13 protein-coding genes are annotated in these 15,047 nt (G+C 70.6%); 9 read left to right on the top strand and 4 right to left on the bottom strand.

Features of this window, described 5'->3' with window-relative positions:
• Positions 1 to 9 precede the first annotated feature (9 nt).
• Both ACFVM3_RS28860 and ACFVM3_RS28855 read right to left on the bottom strand, forming a co-directional pair.
• A complete protein-coding gene (locus tag ACFVM3_RS28860; protein WP_378443116.1) occupies positions 10 to 2,961 on the bottom strand; it encodes an AAA family ATPase in 2,952 nt (983 codons plus the stop codon).
• Entirely contained in the window at positions 2,958 to 4,109 is a 1,152-nt protein-coding gene (locus ACFVM3_RS28855; RefSeq protein WP_378443115.1) for an exonuclease SbcCD subunit D, read from the bottom strand. Before ACFVM3_RS28855 ends, ACFVM3_RS28860 begins: the two co-directional genes overlap by 4 nt.
• 178 nt (positions 4,110 to 4,287) lie before the next feature.
• On the opposite strand from ACFVM3_RS28855, the gene rmuC reads away from it, so the two are divergent.
• Both rmuC and ACFVM3_RS28845 read left to right on the top strand, forming a co-directional pair.
• Positions 4,288 to 5,202: a DNA recombination protein RmuC gene (gene rmuC, locus ACFVM3_RS28850; protein ID WP_378443114.1), complete on the top strand. Its 915-nt coding sequence runs from the start codon at positions 4,288 to 4,290 to the stop codon at positions 5,200 to 5,202.
• A 503-nt stretch (positions 5,203 to 5,705) separates the two neighbouring features.
• Positions 5,706 to 6,599, top strand: coding sequence for a DUF6542 domain-containing protein (locus ACFVM3_RS28845; RefSeq protein WP_378443113.1), 894 nt, complete (start codon positions 5,706 to 5,708; stop codon positions 6,597 to 6,599).
• A gap of 90 nt (positions 6,600 to 6,689) precedes the next feature.
• On the opposite strand, the gene ACFVM3_RS28840 is transcribed toward ACFVM3_RS28845, so the two are convergent.
• On the bottom strand, positions 6,690 to 7,703 hold the full coding sequence (locus ACFVM3_RS28840; protein ID WP_185927417.1) for a 4-hydroxy-3-methylbut-2-enyl diphosphate reductase: 1,014 nt from the start codon (positions 7,701 to 7,703) through the stop codon (positions 6,690 to 6,692).
• 151 nt (positions 7,704 to 7,854) lie between these two features.
• Here ACFVM3_RS28840 and ACFVM3_RS28835 point away from each other — a divergent pair, with 151 nt between their 5' ends.
• The 6 genes from ACFVM3_RS28835 to ACFVM3_RS28810 all read left to right on the top strand — a co-directional run bounded on the left by ACFVM3_RS28835 (position 7,855) and on the right by ACFVM3_RS28810 (position 12,333).
• Positions 7,855 to 8,511 carry a lipid droplet-associated protein gene (locus ACFVM3_RS28835; protein ID WP_378443112.1) on the top strand — a complete coding sequence of 219 codons (657 nt, stop codon included), beginning with the start codon at positions 7,855 to 7,857 and terminating at the stop codon, positions 8,509 to 8,511.
• On the top strand, positions 8,508 to 9,773 hold the full coding sequence (xseA, locus tag ACFVM3_RS28830) for an exodeoxyribonuclease VII large subunit (protein WP_378443111.1): 1,266 nt from the start codon (positions 8,508 to 8,510) through the stop codon (positions 9,771 to 9,773). Before ACFVM3_RS28835 ends, xseA begins: the two co-directional genes overlap by 4 nt.
• Positions 9,770 to 10,171: a hypothetical protein gene (locus tag ACFVM3_RS28825; RefSeq protein ID WP_125674024.1), complete on the top strand. Its 402-nt coding sequence runs from the start codon at positions 9,770 to 9,772 to the stop codon at positions 10,169 to 10,171. The genes xseA and ACFVM3_RS28825 overlap by 4 nt, the downstream gene beginning before the upstream one ends.
• Complete coding sequence (locus ACFVM3_RS28820) at positions 10,168 to 10,389, top strand: exodeoxyribonuclease VII small subunit (RefSeq protein ID WP_125674025.1); 222 nt, start codon at positions 10,168 to 10,170, stop codon at positions 10,387 to 10,389. The genes ACFVM3_RS28825 and ACFVM3_RS28820 overlap by 4 nt, the downstream gene beginning before the upstream one ends.
• Before the next feature lie 84 nt (positions 10,390 to 10,473).
• A complete protein-coding gene (gene glpX, locus ACFVM3_RS28815; RefSeq protein ID WP_378443110.1) occupies positions 10,474 to 11,544 on the top strand; it encodes a class II fructose-bisphosphatase in 1,071 nt (356 codons plus the stop codon).
• A gap of 9 nt (positions 11,545 to 11,553) precedes the next feature.
• On the top strand, positions 11,554 to 12,333 hold the full coding sequence (locus ACFVM3_RS28810) for a S1 family peptidase (RefSeq protein ID WP_378443109.1): 780 nt from the start codon (positions 11,554 to 11,556) through the stop codon (positions 12,331 to 12,333).
• 61 nt (positions 12,334 to 12,394) lie between these two features.
• On the opposite strand, the gene ACFVM3_RS28805 is transcribed toward ACFVM3_RS28810, so the two are convergent.
• Entirely contained in the window at positions 12,395 to 13,384 is a 990-nt protein-coding gene (locus ACFVM3_RS28805; protein ID WP_378443108.1) for an NAD(P)/FAD-dependent oxidoreductase, read from the bottom strand.
• Between the two features lie 113 nt (positions 13,385 to 13,497).
• Here ACFVM3_RS28805 and ACFVM3_RS28800 point away from each other — a divergent pair, with 113 nt between their 5' ends.
• Positions 13,498 to 14,895: a class II fumarate hydratase gene (locus ACFVM3_RS28800; RefSeq protein ID WP_378443107.1), complete on the top strand. Its 1,398-nt coding sequence runs from the start codon at positions 13,498 to 13,500 to the stop codon at positions 14,893 to 14,895.
• The last annotated feature ends 152 nt before the right edge of the window (positions 14,896 to 15,047 follow it).

Genomic DNA, 15,047 nt, shown 5'->3' with positions numbered 1-15,047 from the left:
GGGCAGGGGTCAGGCGGCGTGGATCTCCACCGAGGAGCCCGCACGCGACTTCCGGATCCGCAGCCGCGTCGGGATCCGCTGCCGCAGTTCCTCCACGTGCGAGACCAGCCCGACCACACGACCGCCGGCGCGAAGCTCGTCGAGGATGTTCATGACGATGTCGAGTGTCTCGGCGTCCAGCGTGCCGAAGCCCTCGTCGATGAACAGCGTGTCCAGCAGCGCTCCGCCGGTTTCGGCGGCGACGACGTCAGCGAGACCCAGTGCCAGCGAGAGTGACGCGAGGAAGGACTCGCCACCCGAAAGCGTCTTCGCGGGCCGGACGGTGCCGGAGTAGTCGTCGAGCACGTCGAGGCCGAGCCCGCCGCGGGTGCCCCGCGCCCCGGCCGCGTCGGAATGCACGAAGGAGTAGCGGCCCTGGCTCATCGTCCGCAGGCGAGCCGTCGCCGCGACCGCGACCTCCTCCAGCCTCGCGGCGAGGACGTACGAGCGCAGCGACATCTTCCGCGCGTTCTGCCCGCGTCCGTTGACGACCTCGGCCAGCGCCTTCAGTTCGAGATACCCCTCTTCGACCGGCGCCAGTTCCGCCATCAGGGCCGTCATCCGCTCGGCCAGCCCGGTCAGGTCCGTGTGCCGCGTCTTCGCCGTCCGCAATGCCGCGAAAGCCTGCTCGGCCTCGGCTCGCGTGTCCTGCGCCGCGTCCGCCGAAGCGGCGACGTCGATCTCGTCCTCCGGCGAGATGCCGAACAACTCGGGCTGCGCGAGTTCCTCGCGGGCGGCCCGCTCCATCACCTTCGCGTCGGCGAGGCTGGCTTCCAGTTTCATGATCTGCTCGTCGGGCCGCGCCGCGGCGCGCATTTCGTCGAGGTTCGCGAAACCCTTGGCCCGCAACGCTTCCTTGACCAGTTTCGCTTGCTCGTCACGGCGCTCGCGGGCACCCGCGACGGTCAGCCGCGCTTCGGCCAGCGCGTCGAGGCGGGTCGCGAAACCGAGCAGATGACGCCGCCGGGTGGCGACGTCGGCGAACTCACCGCGCGCGGCCTCCAACCGGCGTTCGCGCTCGGCCAGCCGCTCGGTCAGCCCGCGCACCTCGGTCGCGACCTCGACCGCGCGGCGTTCGGCCGCTCCACGCTGTTCGGTCAGCTGCTCGATCTTCCGTTCCAGTTCCAGGAGCCGCGTCTCGAGAACGGGCTTTCGGCGAGCCGTCTCCGACAGCGTGGCGACCAGGTCGCGCGCTTCGGCGAGCCCCGCCCGCAGGGTCTCGGCGGTGTGCTCGCCCAACCGCTCGATCAGGACGGCCAGGCGGTTCTCGGCCTCCTGCAGCGCGGCTTTCGCCTTCTCGCGCCACGCGTGCGCCTGCTGCTCCGCGGCTTCGGCGCGACGCTCGTCCTCGGGGTCGACCAAACCACCGGTGTGCGTCGCCGGTGACGGATGCTCGGTCGCTCCGCAGACCGGGCAGTCCTCGCCGGCACGGAGGCCGGCCGCGAGTTCGGCCGCCATTCCTTCGAGACGCCGTTCCCGCAGATCCAGGCGGTGCTGACGGGCCCGCTGATGGCCGTCCACGGCCTCGCTGACCGCCGCACGCGCCCGTTCGACAGCCTGCTGTGTCCTGGGCACCTCTCCGGCGTCGCGAGCCAGCGCGGTCAGTTCGTCGACACGAGCGCGGGCGCTGTCGAGCTTCGCCTCGGCTTCGGCGGCAGCGGCCGCTTCGGTCCGCAAAGCCGCGATCTTCTCCGGCGCCGCGCCCAGCTCGGCGGCGAAGTCCTCGGCCTGCTTCTCCACTTTCCCGGCGGCCGCGTTCAGTTGCTCACGGCGCGCCAGATCCCGTTGCTGCTGCTCACTTTCCGCCACGAGCTCGGCGAGCGCGCCCGCTTCTTCCCGCAACCCGCCCGCGCGGGCGCGAAGCTCGGCGGCCGAACTCTCCGCCGCGTCCGGCACTTCCCGAGCCCGGAGTGCCTCGGCGGCTTCGGCCTCCGCGAGCTGGTCCAGTCTGCGTTCAAGGAGGTCCGCCTCCGCGACGACACCCGCCGCGCGATGCGCCGCCTCGACTTCTTCCGCCCACTCCGCCCGCTGGCCCGCCTGCTCGGCGATCACCGACAGCCGCGTGTACGCGGTGCGCACCCGGCGGATCCGTTCGGCGATGGACCGGTTCTCCTGCCAGACCGCTTCAGCCTTCTTGGCCGCCGTGCGAGCCTTCGTGTCGCGCTCCTGTGCCTCGGCGACCCGCCGTGCCGACTCGGCGAGCACCTCCCCGGCCCACTCGGCCTGCCCTTCCTCGGGCGCTTCCTGCCCCGCGACCTGCGCGAACCGCGCGACCCACTCCCGCAACGTCTGCTGCCGCGCGTGCAACTCGCGGCCACGCTCGGCACGCAGATTCGCGAACCAGTCCTCGACGTCGGAGAAGCGCTCGGTGCCGAACAGCCGCTCCAGCAGCTCCTCGCGTTCGGCCGTGTTCGCGCGCAGGAACCGCGCGAATTCGCCCTGCGGCAGCAGGACCACCTGGAAGAACTGCTCGTGCGTCATGCCGATGAGCCGCTCGACCGTGCGCGCGACCTCGTCGATCCGCGTGATGCCCTCGGCCACGTGTCCGGCGGGTACCGTGCCGACCCAGCTCAGCACCGCCTTCGCCTGCTGGACGGTCATGCCTTCGCCACGGCGCTTCGGCCGCTGGTACTCGGGGTTGCGCGCGATCCGCATCCGCTGGCCCTGCACGGTCAGTTCCAGGACGACCTCGGTGACCTGGTCGGGCTCCGCGAGGTCGCAGCGCAGCCGTTTGACCTCTCCCCGCGCGCCGGGGACGGTGCCGAACAACGCGAACGCGATCGCGTCGAGCAGCGTCGTCTTCCCCGCGCCGGTGTCACCGTGCAGCAGGAACAGCCCGTCGGCGCCGAGCACGTCGAAGTCCACCACCTCGCGGCCCGCGTACGGACCGAAAGCGGCGACCTCCAACCGGTGCAGCCTCATACTTCGCGCTCCCTGCCCGCCGCGCCCAGCGCCGTCAGCACCAGACGCTCCTCGCTCTCCGACGGCGCGGATCCGCGGCAGTCCTCCAGGAAACTCCGGGTGATCTCGACGTCGGACCGCCCGCGGACGGCTTCGGCGTACTTCAGCGTGACACCGTCGTGCCCGCCTTCCGGCTGCCAGTCCATATGCACCGCGTACGGAAACCGCTCACGCAGCTTGCGCATGGCGTCGATCGGGCGGACCCGGTCGGTGACCGTGAAGGAGAGGAAATGTTCGGTGAGCCCGTCGTGCTCGGGATCGGAAAGAAGATCCGCCAGCTCGCCGCGCAGCATCGCGAGGTGGCGCGGCACCGGCAGTTCGTGGCGCCGGACTTCGGCGAGCCCGTCGGCGCCCAGCTCCACCAGCCAGACCGATTTCCGTTGGCGCGTCTCGGAAAACGAGTACGCCAGCGGACTGCCCGAATAGCGCAGGTGCTCGGCGAGGGTCTGCGGACCGTGCAGGTGGCCGAGCGCGACGTAGTCGACGCCGTCGAACACCGAACCCGGCACCTGCTCGACGCCGCCGACCGCGATGGTCCGCTCGGATTCGGTCGGTTCGCCGCCGGTGACGAAGGCGTGCGCGAGCACCACCGACCGCGTTCCGGACGGCCGTCCGGCGAGATCCGCCCGGACCCGCCGCATCGCTTCGGTGAGCACGCCGGTGTGGCCGCGTGCCTCGGGCACACCGAGGGCGTGCCGCGCGGGCTCCGGTTCGAGGTACGGGATCCCGTAGAGGGCGACCTCGCCGTGCTCGTCGGACAGCAGCACCGGCTCGGCGAGCCCGTCGATCGTGGCGCGCAGGTACAGCCCGCCCGCCGCGGCGAATTCGGCGAACGCGCCCAGCCGCGGCGCGGAGTCGTGGTTGCCCGGTGTCATCACCAGTTCGGCCCCGGCCTGACGGATCCGGCCCAGCGCGGTCGTGGCCACGCGGACGGCCTCCGCCGAGGGCACCGCGCGGTCGTAGATGTCCCCGGACACGAGCACGACGTCGACCGACTCGGCGGCCACGAGGTCGGCGAGATGGCCGAGCACGGTTTCCTGCTCGGCGAGCAGATCGGCGCCGTGGAAGGTACGGCCGATATGCCAGTCGGACGTGTGCAGGAGCTTCACGCAGCCCAAGGTAGGGCCGCGCACCGGCCGGAGAGGGGAGGCGCGCCCTGGTCGGCACTGCGCTTTCCGACACGCCGGGGACGGCGCAGGTCAGATACGGAGCGCGACCGGGCAGCTCCGTTTTTGTCGGTGGGGTCCGCCATGATGTCCCCGACTCGAATCCGGAGGGGAGGTACCGGTGGCGACGGTGATCACCACCGCGGCCGTCGTGCTCGCGTTGCTGCTGCTCGCGGCCGTCGCGCTGCTGTGGCGGCTGTACAACGACGGCATGCGGAGGGCGGACGCGGCGGCGAAACAGGTCGCGGCCGAGCGGGCGAAGGCCGATCAGCAGCAGCTCGCGTTGCGCCGGTACGAGGTCGCGTTCGCGTCGATCAGCGGCCGGGGCGAGCTGGGCGAGCAAGTCCTCCTGGAGACCGCACGAGCGCTCGGGCTCCGCGAGGAGCTGCACTTCACGCTGCAAACGGATCTGGCGGGCGGCGGCGCCGCGAAACCGGACATGGTGCTGCGGGTCGGCGGCGGCCGGACCGTGCCGGTGGACGCGAAGGCGAGCATGGCCTGCTGGGCCGAGGCCGTCGAGACCGACGACCCCGAAGAACGGCTGGACGCGCTGCGCGTCCACGTCCGGCAGCTCCGGTCGCGGGCGGCCGAGCTGGCGGGCAAGGGCTACCAGCGCTGGGCCGACGCGATCTACGGGACGATCATGTTCGTCCCGTCCGACGCGGCCGTGGTCGCCGCGCTGGACACCGACCCGGAACTACTGCGCTGGATGCTGGACCGGCGGGTGTTCCTCTGCGGGCCGACGGGGTTCGCCGTACTGGCGTCCGCCGCGCTGTTCGCCGCGACCGAACGGGCGCTGGTCGAGGACGTCGAGCAGGTGCGGGCGGGCGCCGCGGCCGCGCACCGGGCCGCGGGCAACGCGATCGACGCGCTGAACCTGTCGAGCACGCACCTGCAGCGCTTCATCTCGGCCCGGCGGCGAGAGCTGGAGGCGCTCGAGAGCTTCCGGAGCACGGTCTCGCCACTGACCGACGCCGCGGGCAGCCCGGCGCCGGTCCCGCTGATCAGGAAGGCGGACGAACTCCCGGCCTCGTGAGTGGCCAGAACCGTTCTCTCGAGGGGCAAGGCAACAACAAGAGGTAAGGCAAGGTCACGTCGCCCCCAAGGACGTCCACCGTGTGGATTTTGGGGCGTTAGACGACCAGAAATCCACACAGTCCCGCGTGCCGCGCCCCGGGATGCGAGGAGGTGTGTGGAAATAGGGACGTTGAACGTCCCTATTTCCACACACCCCTCACTCGCGGTAGCGCTCACGCGCTCCACAAGCACGTCGAGTAGCCACAGGGGAAGTCGCCGCCGATCCGAGTACCACGCCACCTTCCCGAGTGCTCATCGCACCGACCGCACCTTCCCTACCTGCGACTTCCGGAAGAGCAAGCTCCAGTTCGGCCTGTCCGACAACCTTGCGGGTCCCTCACTCGTAGTACTTCCGGTAAGCATCCGGACAGTCCGTCCGGGTGGTCCGGAATGACCACTACCAGGCGATAGACACACCGCCTGTTGGCGGTATGCCCGTAGCTTGGATATACGGTGGGACCTGTGACCGCGATTCGCGATCGCCAGAGCGATCCTGATGCCGACGACGTCCCCGTTGCCTGGGACGAGCGTCCGCTCGTCGGCGCCAGGCGGGGGCTGCCCTGGTGGGCGGCCGTCCTGGTGGGCTTCGGGCTCGCCATCCTTGGCGCCTTCGTCGACATGATGATGCAGAAGGACCTGGGCCTGCTGTTCAAGGCGTGCTACGCGCTCGGCGCGGTGGCCGCCGTGGTGGCCGTCCAGCGCCGCGGGCTGTTCGGCCCGATGGTGCAGCCGCCCCTGGTCCTCGCCGTGACCGTCCCGGGGGTCATCCTCCTGACCTCGGACGGCAGCAAGGGCACGGACCTGCTGTCGAGAGCCTTCGACGTCGGCACGCCGCTGATCAACGGCTTCCCGACGATGGCCATCACCACCGGCGTCACCTTGGCGATCGGTATCTTCCGGATCTACCGCGAGCGCGATCCCGACGCTCCGGTGAAGGTGAAGCCGGGTACCAAACCCGAGCGTCGCGACGAGGGCAAGCCCGCCGCCCGGCCCGCCGCGGCCGCCGCGCCGGGCCGTGGCCGTCCCGCGTCCCGGACCGGCCAGACCCCGCCCCCACCTTCCCGCCGTGGTGCCCCGCGAGACGGCGGGCCGCGTGACGGTGCGCCGCCGCGCCGTCGCCCACCGGCCGATGACGAGCGCCGTCCCCGCCGCGACGCCGAGCCCGGCGCCCGCAAACCGCCGCCTCCCGGACGCCAGCCCCGGCGGCCGCGTCCGCCGGAAGACGGCGAACCGCGCCGTCGCGATCCCCGCGGCGAAAGCGCCCCCGGTGCCCCGCGCCGCCGTCCGCCGCGTGCGGACGATCCGCGCCGCGGAGGGCAGCCGCCCCGCCGCCGTCCGTGGGACGACGAGCGGTGAAGCAAGGGACCTTTGCTCTCACTTGAGCCTCTGACCAGCAGAAAGGGCCGCCCGAGGACTTCCTCGGACGGCCCTTTCTCGTAAGGAACGTCAGGCCTTAGCGGCCTTGCGCAGCTCGTGCGGCAGCGCGAACGCGATCTTCTCGTTGGCCGTGGTGACCTCGTCGACGCTGTCCCAGCCGCGCTCGGCCAGCCACGCCAGCAGGTCCATGACCAGCACCTCCGGCACCGAAGCGCCACTGGTGACGCCGACGGTCTCGACACCTTCGAGCCACGCTTCGTCGACTTCGTGCGCGAAGTCGACCAGGTGCGACGCGCGCGCCCCCGCCTTCAGCGCGACCTCGACCAGCCGCTTCGAGTTGGACGAGTTCTGCGAACCGACCACCAGCACCAGGTCGCACTCGGCGGCCATGGCCTTGACCGCGACCTGACGGTTCGTGGTGGCATAGCAGATGTCGTCGCTGGGCGGGTCGGCCAAGCCGGGGAACCTGTCCCGCAGCTGGTCGACGCGCTCCATGGTCTCGTCGACGGAAAGGGTGGTCTGCGACAGCCAGATGACCTTCGACGGATCGCGGATCTCGACCTTGTCGACGTCCTCGGCGGTGTCGACGAGCTGCACCTTGTCGGGAGCCTCGCCGGCCGTGCCTTCGACCTCTTCGTGGCCTTCGTGACCGATCAGCAGGATGTCGTAGTCGTCCTTCGCGAACCGGTTGACTTCCTTGTGCACCTTCGTCACGAGCGGGCAGGTCGCGTCGATGGTCCGCAGGTTGCGCTCGGCGGCCTCGGCGTGCACCGCGGGCGAGACGCCGTGCGCGGAGAACACCACGAGCGCGCCTTCCGGCACCTCTGAGGTCTCGTCGACGAAGATCACGCCGCGTTCGCGCAAGGTGTCCACGACGTGCCGGTTGTGCACGATCTCCTTGCGCACGTACACCGGTGCGCCGTAGAGCTCGAGTGCCTTCTCGACGGCGATGACCGCGCGGTCGACACCGGCGCAGTAGCCGCGTGGCTTGGCGAGCAGGACACGTTTGCCACCTGCCGGCACACCGGACTCGGTGATCGTCGGACTGCCGGCGGGCGTGATTCCGGGACTCGCAGAACTCATGCCCCCAGGGTACGGGCTGCCCCAGGGGCCCCTCGCACTCACGTTCAGGTGACCAGGGAACCCCTCCAAAGGATGTGCGTGGAGTCACGTCCGGTGAGCCGAAACACCCGTTCGGTTGGGCAGGATGGGCCGAATACGGCAGGCTAGACGCATGAAGCCTCTCCCGCTCCCCCTCCGGGTCGCCGCGGGCCTCGCCGTCACCACCGCCGAGCGGGTTCGCGAACTTCCCAAGCAGCTCACCGGGCTCCCCGTCACGGTGGTCAGCCAGGTGCTCCAGTTCTCCATGCGTGTCCAGCAGCACGTCACCGAACTCGCGATCAAGGGCGACGACGCGCTGTCGGGGCTCCGCCCGGTCGAGGACACGCCGAGCTGGGCGACCTTCGACGAAGATCTCCCGCCGGACCTCGGCGAACGCAGGTACGAGCGCGACTCGTGCGTCGTCCCGCTACGGGAGGACGCCGAGGTGCCCGAGCCGCGCGCCGAGACGAACGGGCACCTGCACGACCTCGAAACCCTCACCGACGACCCGTGGGCGGAGGAGGAGCGCGCGCTCGCCGAGGACCACGCCGACGGTGAGTTCGACAGCGCGAGCGCGCCCGTGACCTCCGGTCCGGCCGGGCTCGACGACTACGACACGCTCACCCTGCCGCAGCTGCGCGCCCGCCTGCGCCGGTTCGACCTCGCGCAGCTGGAAGAGCTCCTGACCTACGAACGGGCGAACGCCGACAGGGCCTCGTTCGTCGGCATGCTCACGCGGCGCATCGGGAACGTGAAGAAGGCCGACGGCGACGGCGCGGAAGGCCAGTGAGCGCCGAACCCACCTCCGCGGCGGCGGGTCCGTCCACCACCGCCGAAAACCCGTGGCCGGTCCGCACGGTCGCCCGCAAGGTCGGCGAGTGGATCAACCGGCTCGGCGCGGTCTGGGTCGAGGGCCAGGTCACGCAGATCTCGGCCCGCCAAGGCACCAACACCGCGTTCCTGACGCTGCGCGACCCGTCCGCGGACGTCTCGATGTCGGTGACCTGCCCGATGGGCCTGCTGCGCACGATCGAACCGCCGCTGCGCGAGGGCGCGAGCGTCGTGGTGCACGCGAAACCGACGTTCTTCATGAACCGCGGTTCGCTGAGCCTGCGCGCCAACGAGATCCGCGCGGTCGGCATCGGCGAACTGCTCGCGCGGATCGAGCGGCTTCGGCGGCTGCTGGCCGCCGAGGGCCTGTTCGCGCCGGAACGCAAACGCAAGATCCCCTTCCTGCCCAGGGGGATCGGGCTGATCACCGGCCGCGCGTCCGCCGCCGAACGCGACGTGCTGGTGAACGCGCAGGCCCGCTGGCCGCATGTCGCGTTCAAGGTGATCAACACCGCCGTGCAGGGTTCGCTGGCCGTCCCGCAGATCCTCCAGGCACTGTCCAAATTGGACCGTGACCCGGATGTCGACGTCATCGTGATCGCGCGCGGCGGCGGCAGCGTGGAAGACCTGTTGCCGTTCTCCGACGAAGCGTTGTGCCGCGCCGTGTCCGCTGCCGGGACCCCGGTGGTCAGCGCCATCGGCCACGAGCCCGACACCCCGCTGCTCGACCACGTCGCCGACCTCCGCTGTTCGACGCCGACCGACGCCAGCAAGCGGATCGTGCCCGACGTGCGCGAGGAGACCCAGCGCGTCCACCAGATGCGCGATCGCGGCCGCCGCGCGCTGCACGGCTGGGTGGACACCCAGGTCAGACTGCTGAACCAGATGCGCAGCCGTCCTGTGCTCGCCGACCCGCTCGGCCCGATCCAGCGGCGCTCCGACGACGTCGGGATCCACCGCGAACGCGGGCGGCGCGCGATGCTCACCCTGCTCGCGAAGGACCAGGCCGAGATCGCCAGCGCCCGCGCGCGGCTGACCGCGCTCGGCCCGGCGGCGACCCTCGAACGCGGCTACGCCGTGGTGCAGTACACCGACGCGGAAGGCAACCTCCAGGTACTCCGGTCCGTCTCCGAAGTCGCGGACGGCGCGAAACTGCGCGTCCGCGTGGTCGACGGCGCGCTCGGCGCCGTCGTGTCGGATACGCCGGAGGAGGAGCGTTGACGGCCAGTTTCCTGCCTTTGACCATCGACGCCGCGAGACGTGCCGACGCGCCCGAAGTGCTGCGCAACGCGCTGCTGACCGACCGCGCGGCCGGGGAGTGCTGGACGGTGCTGCTCGCGGGATGTGAGTTTTCGACGAAGCGGAGTCTCGACGCCCAGTTGCGCAAACTCTCCGAAGCGACGGCCGAGCACGTCGGCACCCGATGGTGGTTCGCGGACGGCACCGTGCACCGCAAACGGGTGGCGCGGGCCCAGGAGAACCTGGTCGCGGCGATCGCGGAGGGTGACGGCCAGGAGTTCGCTCTCGCCTTCGTGGGTTACGACAACGCCATGGCCGGCGCGGTAGTGTGCGCGGGTATCGGCAAGCACCGACGTCCGGTAGAAGGAAGCACAGCGTGAGCGAGACCGCCGAACTCGGCTACGAACAGGCCCGCGACAGGCTCGTCGAGGTCGTCCGCGAGCTCGAAGCGGGCGGGCTGTCCCTGGAACAGTCGCTCGCCCTGTGGGAGAAGGGCGAGCAGCTGGCGAAGGTCTGCGAGCACCACCTCGAGGGCGCGCGGGAGCGGATCGAGGCGGCGCTGTCCTCCGTCGAGGACGAGACCGGCAACGGTCAGTGACGTTCACCATGCTCCTGCGCCACCGAACCGCCGTGGGTATCTGAGAGACTGTGACCCCGCCGAGTTCCTGACCCGGGAGGCCTCATGCCCACCCCCACCTCGTCCGCCAGCTCTTCTCGACGCCCTGAAGCGCCCGACCGCAACCTCGCGATGGAATTGGTCCGCGTGACCGAGGCCGCCGCGATGGCCGCGGGCCGCTGGGTGGGGCGCGGGGACAAGATCGGCGGGGACGGTGCCGCGGTGGACGCGATGCGCCAGCTGGTCTCGACCGTGTCGATGCGCGGTGTCGTCGTCATCGGCGAGGGCGAGAAGGACGAAGCCCCGATGCTGTTCAACGGGGAAGAGGTCGGCAACGGCGACGGGCCGGACTGCGACGTCGCGGTCGACCCGGTCGACGGGACGACCCTGATGGCCAAGGGTATGCCGAACGCGCTCGCCGTGCTCGCGGTCGCCGAACGCGGCGCGATGTTCGATCCGTCGGCGGTGTTCTACATGGAGAAGCTCGCCGTCGGCCCGGACGCCGCGGGCAAGGTCGACCTGGCCGCCCCGATCGCGGAGAACATCCGCCGGGTCGCGAAGGCCAAGAACTCCAGCGTCTCCGACGTCACCGTGTGCATCCTCGACCGGCCTCGGCACGAAAAGCTGATCACCGAGGTCCGCGAGGCGGGCGCCCGGATCCGCTTCATCTCCGACGGCGACGTCGCGGGCGCGATCGCCGCGGCCCGGCCGAGCACCGGCGTCGACATGCTGCTCGGCATCGGCGGCACCCCCGAGGGCATCATCGCGGCCTGCGCGATGAAGTGCCTCGGCGGTGAACTGCAGGGCCGCCTGTGGCCGAAGGACGACGCGGAACGTGAGAAGGCGCTGGCCGCGGGCCACGACCTCGACCGTGTGCTCGGGAACGACGACCTCGTCCGCGGTGACAACGTGTTCTTCTGCGCCACCGGCGTCACCGACGGCGACCTGCTGCGCGGTGTGCACTACCGGGCGGGCGGCGCGACGACCCAGTCCATCGTGATGCGTTCGAAGTCCGGCACGGTCCGGATGATCGACGGCTACCACCGGCTGACCAAGCTCCGCTCGTACTCGTCCGTCAACTTCGACGGCCACCTCGACGATTCGCTGGAAGACGACGTAGTTCCCCCGCTCCCCTAAGGAGAACCCGTGCTGAAGCGCGTGCTCGTGGTCCTGCTCGCGGCGATGGTCATCACGCCTGCCGGGCAGGCCGCGGGCGCGGGCGACCTCGTCGGCGGCAGAGAGGCCGATGAGCCCTATCCGTTCATCGCGTCGCTGCATTCGGCCTCCGGCAAGGCTTTCTGCGCCGGGACGCTGATCGCGGCGGACTGGCTGGTGACGGCGGGGCACTGTGTCGAGGGCAAGAACCCGGCGAACCTGAGCGCGCGGATCGGCAGCCCCGACAACACTCAGGGCGGCGAAATCGCGAAACTCGCCGAGATCGTCGTGAACCCGTCCTACAACCCCGAGCCCGAGCACGCGGGCGGTGATCTCGCCCTGGTGCGGCTGGCCGCCCCGGTGAAGGCGGCGCCGATCACGATCGGCGCCGTCGTGGCGCCCGGCACGCCGACGCGGCTGCTCGGCTGGGGCCAGACTTGCCCGACGTCGGGCTGTGGCAAGGGTCCGGCGAAGCTGCAGCAACTGGACACGAAGATCGTCGAAGGCGTGCGGTGCACCGCGAAGTTCGACGGTGCCGTCGAGTTGTGCACCGACAATCCCGGCGGGAACACGGGCTCGTGCTACGGCGATTCCGGCGGGCCGGAGATCGCCAAGGTCGACGAGAAGTGGGTGCTGCTGGGCACGATCAGCCGTCCGGGCAACGCCGACCCGGTGTGCGCGACCTCGCCGTCGATCGCGACTTCGGTGGTGGCCTACGCGCAGTGGATCGCCGAGAAGATCACGCCGCCTACGCCCGCTCCGCCTGCCTGAAGTGCAATGAAAGGCTCTTTCCTTGCAAATTTTGCAAGGAAAGAGCCTTTCCTGGCGCGCGCTACTCCGCGTTACTGGAGTGCCCAGGGAACAGATGCGCGTCCGGATCCAGCATGACCGCGATGTTGTTCACCGCCGTCGCCGCTTCCCCGAACCCGGTCGCGATCAGCTTCACCTTCCCCGGATACGCCGCGACGTCGCCCGCCGCGTAGACCCGCTCCCGCGGGGTCGCCATGGTCGAGTCGACGGCGATCGCCCGATGGTCGATCTGGAGTCCCCAGCTTTCGATCGGCCCGAGGTCCGCGGTGAAGCCGAGCGCGGCGACGACCGTGTCGGCGCGCAGGATCTCCGGTTCGGCGCCCTTGACCTGGATCTCGACCTCGGCCAGCGTGCCGTCGCGGTCGAGGAACCGGGTGACTTCGGCGTCGGTGACGATCCGGACGCCGAGTTCCCGCGCCTGCCGCACGATCGACTCGGCCGCGCGGAACTTCGCGCGCCGGTGCACGAGGGTGACGCTCGCGGCGACCGGGTGCAGCGCGAGCACCCAGTCGAACGCCGAGTCCCCGCCGCCGACGACGACCACGTGCTGCCCTTCGTGCGCCTTCAACGAGGGCACGAAGTGGACCATGCCGCGCCCGAGCCAGCCGTCACCGGCGGGCAACGGCCGCGGGGTGAATTCGCCGATCCCGGCGGTGATCAGCACCGCACCGGCGCGCAGGACCTGTCCACCGTCGAGCGTCACGGTGATGCCGCCTTCGGCGCTCTCGAGTTTCTCGGCCTTGCGCCCGAGCAGATACGCGGGTTTGAACGGCGCGGCCTGGTCGAGCAGGCCCTGCACCAGATCGCGGCCACGGACCTCGGCGAACCCGCCGACGTCGTAGATCATCTTTTCCGGGTACATCGCGGTGACCTGCCCGCCCGCCTCCGGCAGTGAATCCACGACGGCCATCGAAAGGCCGCGGAATCCCGCGTAGTAGGCGGCGAACAGGCCTGTCGGACCTGCCCCGATGATGACGAGGTCGTACGACGTTTCCCCAGCGGACTCGCTCATTCGGCACTCTCCCGGCCGGTGGTGGGCGGCGTGATCGAGAACACATTCGATCCTAGCCCTCGCGTGCCGAAAGACACGGAGCGCGCCACGGGGCGCTGCGCGAGACTTGGGGTATGGCTGAACAGGAATACCGGATCGAACACGACACCATGGGCGAGGTGCGCGTCCCCGTCGACGCCCTCTACCGCGCGCAGACGCAGCGCGCCGTCGAGAACTTCCCGATCTCCGGCCGGGGCCTGGAGCGCGCCCAGATCCGCGCGCTCGGCCTGCTGAAGGCCGCCGCGGCGCGGGTCAACGCGCGGCTCGGCGTGCTGGACGCCGACGTCGCCGAGGCCATCGCGAAGGGCGCGGACGAGGTCGCCGAGGGCGAGCACGACGCGCATTTCCCGATCGACGTGTTCCAGACCGGTTCCGGGACCTCGTCGAACATGAACGCCAACGAGGTCATCGCCACGCTCGCGTCGAAGGCGCTCGGCCGCGACGTGCACCCGAACGATCACGTCAACGCCTCGCAGTCCTCGAACGACACCTTCCCGACGACGATCCACGTCGCCGCGACGGAAGCAGTGCTCTCCGATGTGATCCCCGCTCTGGAGTACCTGGCCGCCGCGATCGAGACGCGGGCGGGCGAATGGGCGGACATCGTGAAATCCGGCCGCACGCATCTGATGGACGCCGTGCCGATCACCTTCGGCCAGGAGGCGGGCGCGTGGGCGTCGCAGGTCCGGTTCGGGGTCGAGCGGCTGAAGTCGGGGCTGCCGCGGCTCGGCGAACTGCCGATCGGCGGGACCGCGGTCGGTTCGGGGCTGAACGCGCCCGAGGGTTTCGGCGCGGCTGTCTCGCAGGAGCTGGCTTCGGTGACCGGCCTCCCGCTGACCGAGGCGCGTGACCACTTCGAGGCGCAGGCGACGCAGGACAGCGTCGTCGAGACGTCCGGGCATCTGCGCACGGTCGCGGTGTCGCTGAACAAGATCGCGAACGACCTGCGCTGGCTGGGTTCCGGCCCGCGCACCGGCCTCGCCGAACTGGCGCTGCCGGATCTCCAGCCGGGCTCGTCGATCATGCCGGGCAAGGTGAACCCGGTGATCCCGGAGGCGACGCTGCAGGTGGTCGCCCAGGTGATCGGCAACGACGCGGCGGTGGCCTTCGCCGGCGCGGCGGGCAACTTCCAGCTCAACGTGAACCTGCCGGTGATCGCGCGCAACGTGCTCGAATCGTCGAGGCTGCTCGCGGCGGTCTCGCGTCTGTTGGCGGACAAGGTGTTCGCGGGTGTGACGGTGAACGCCGACCGCGCGCGCGAGTACGCCGAGGGTTCGCCGTCGATCGTGACGCCGCTGAACAAGTACATCGGCTACGAAGAAGCCGCCGCCATCGCGAAGCAGGCGCTCAAGGAGCTGAAGACGATCCGCGAGGTCGTGATCGAACGCGGTCACGTCGCGAACGGCAAGCTCACCGAAGCCCAGTTGGACGAAGCCCTCGACGTACTCCGCATGGCGCGCGGAGGCCGCTAAGCGCCGAGAGCGACCACAGCCGCGTGAAGCGGTGAGGCGAGCGAAGCCGCCAGCCCACCCGAAGGCGGTGTCTCGGTGAACAGGTGCAGCCACGTCAGCACCGGGCCGAGCAGGATCGCGTGCACGAGAGCCGGATCGGGCCGTCGCGAGAG

It is taken from the genome of Amycolatopsis sp. NPDC057786, from assembly GCF_042797905.1.
In the GTDB taxonomy this organism is placed as follows: Bacteria; Actinomycetota; Actinomycetes; order Mycobacteriales; family Pseudonocardiaceae; genus Amycolatopsis.
Note: the sequence above shows the minus strand (reverse complement) of the source record. Positions and strands in the feature narration are given on the sequence as shown.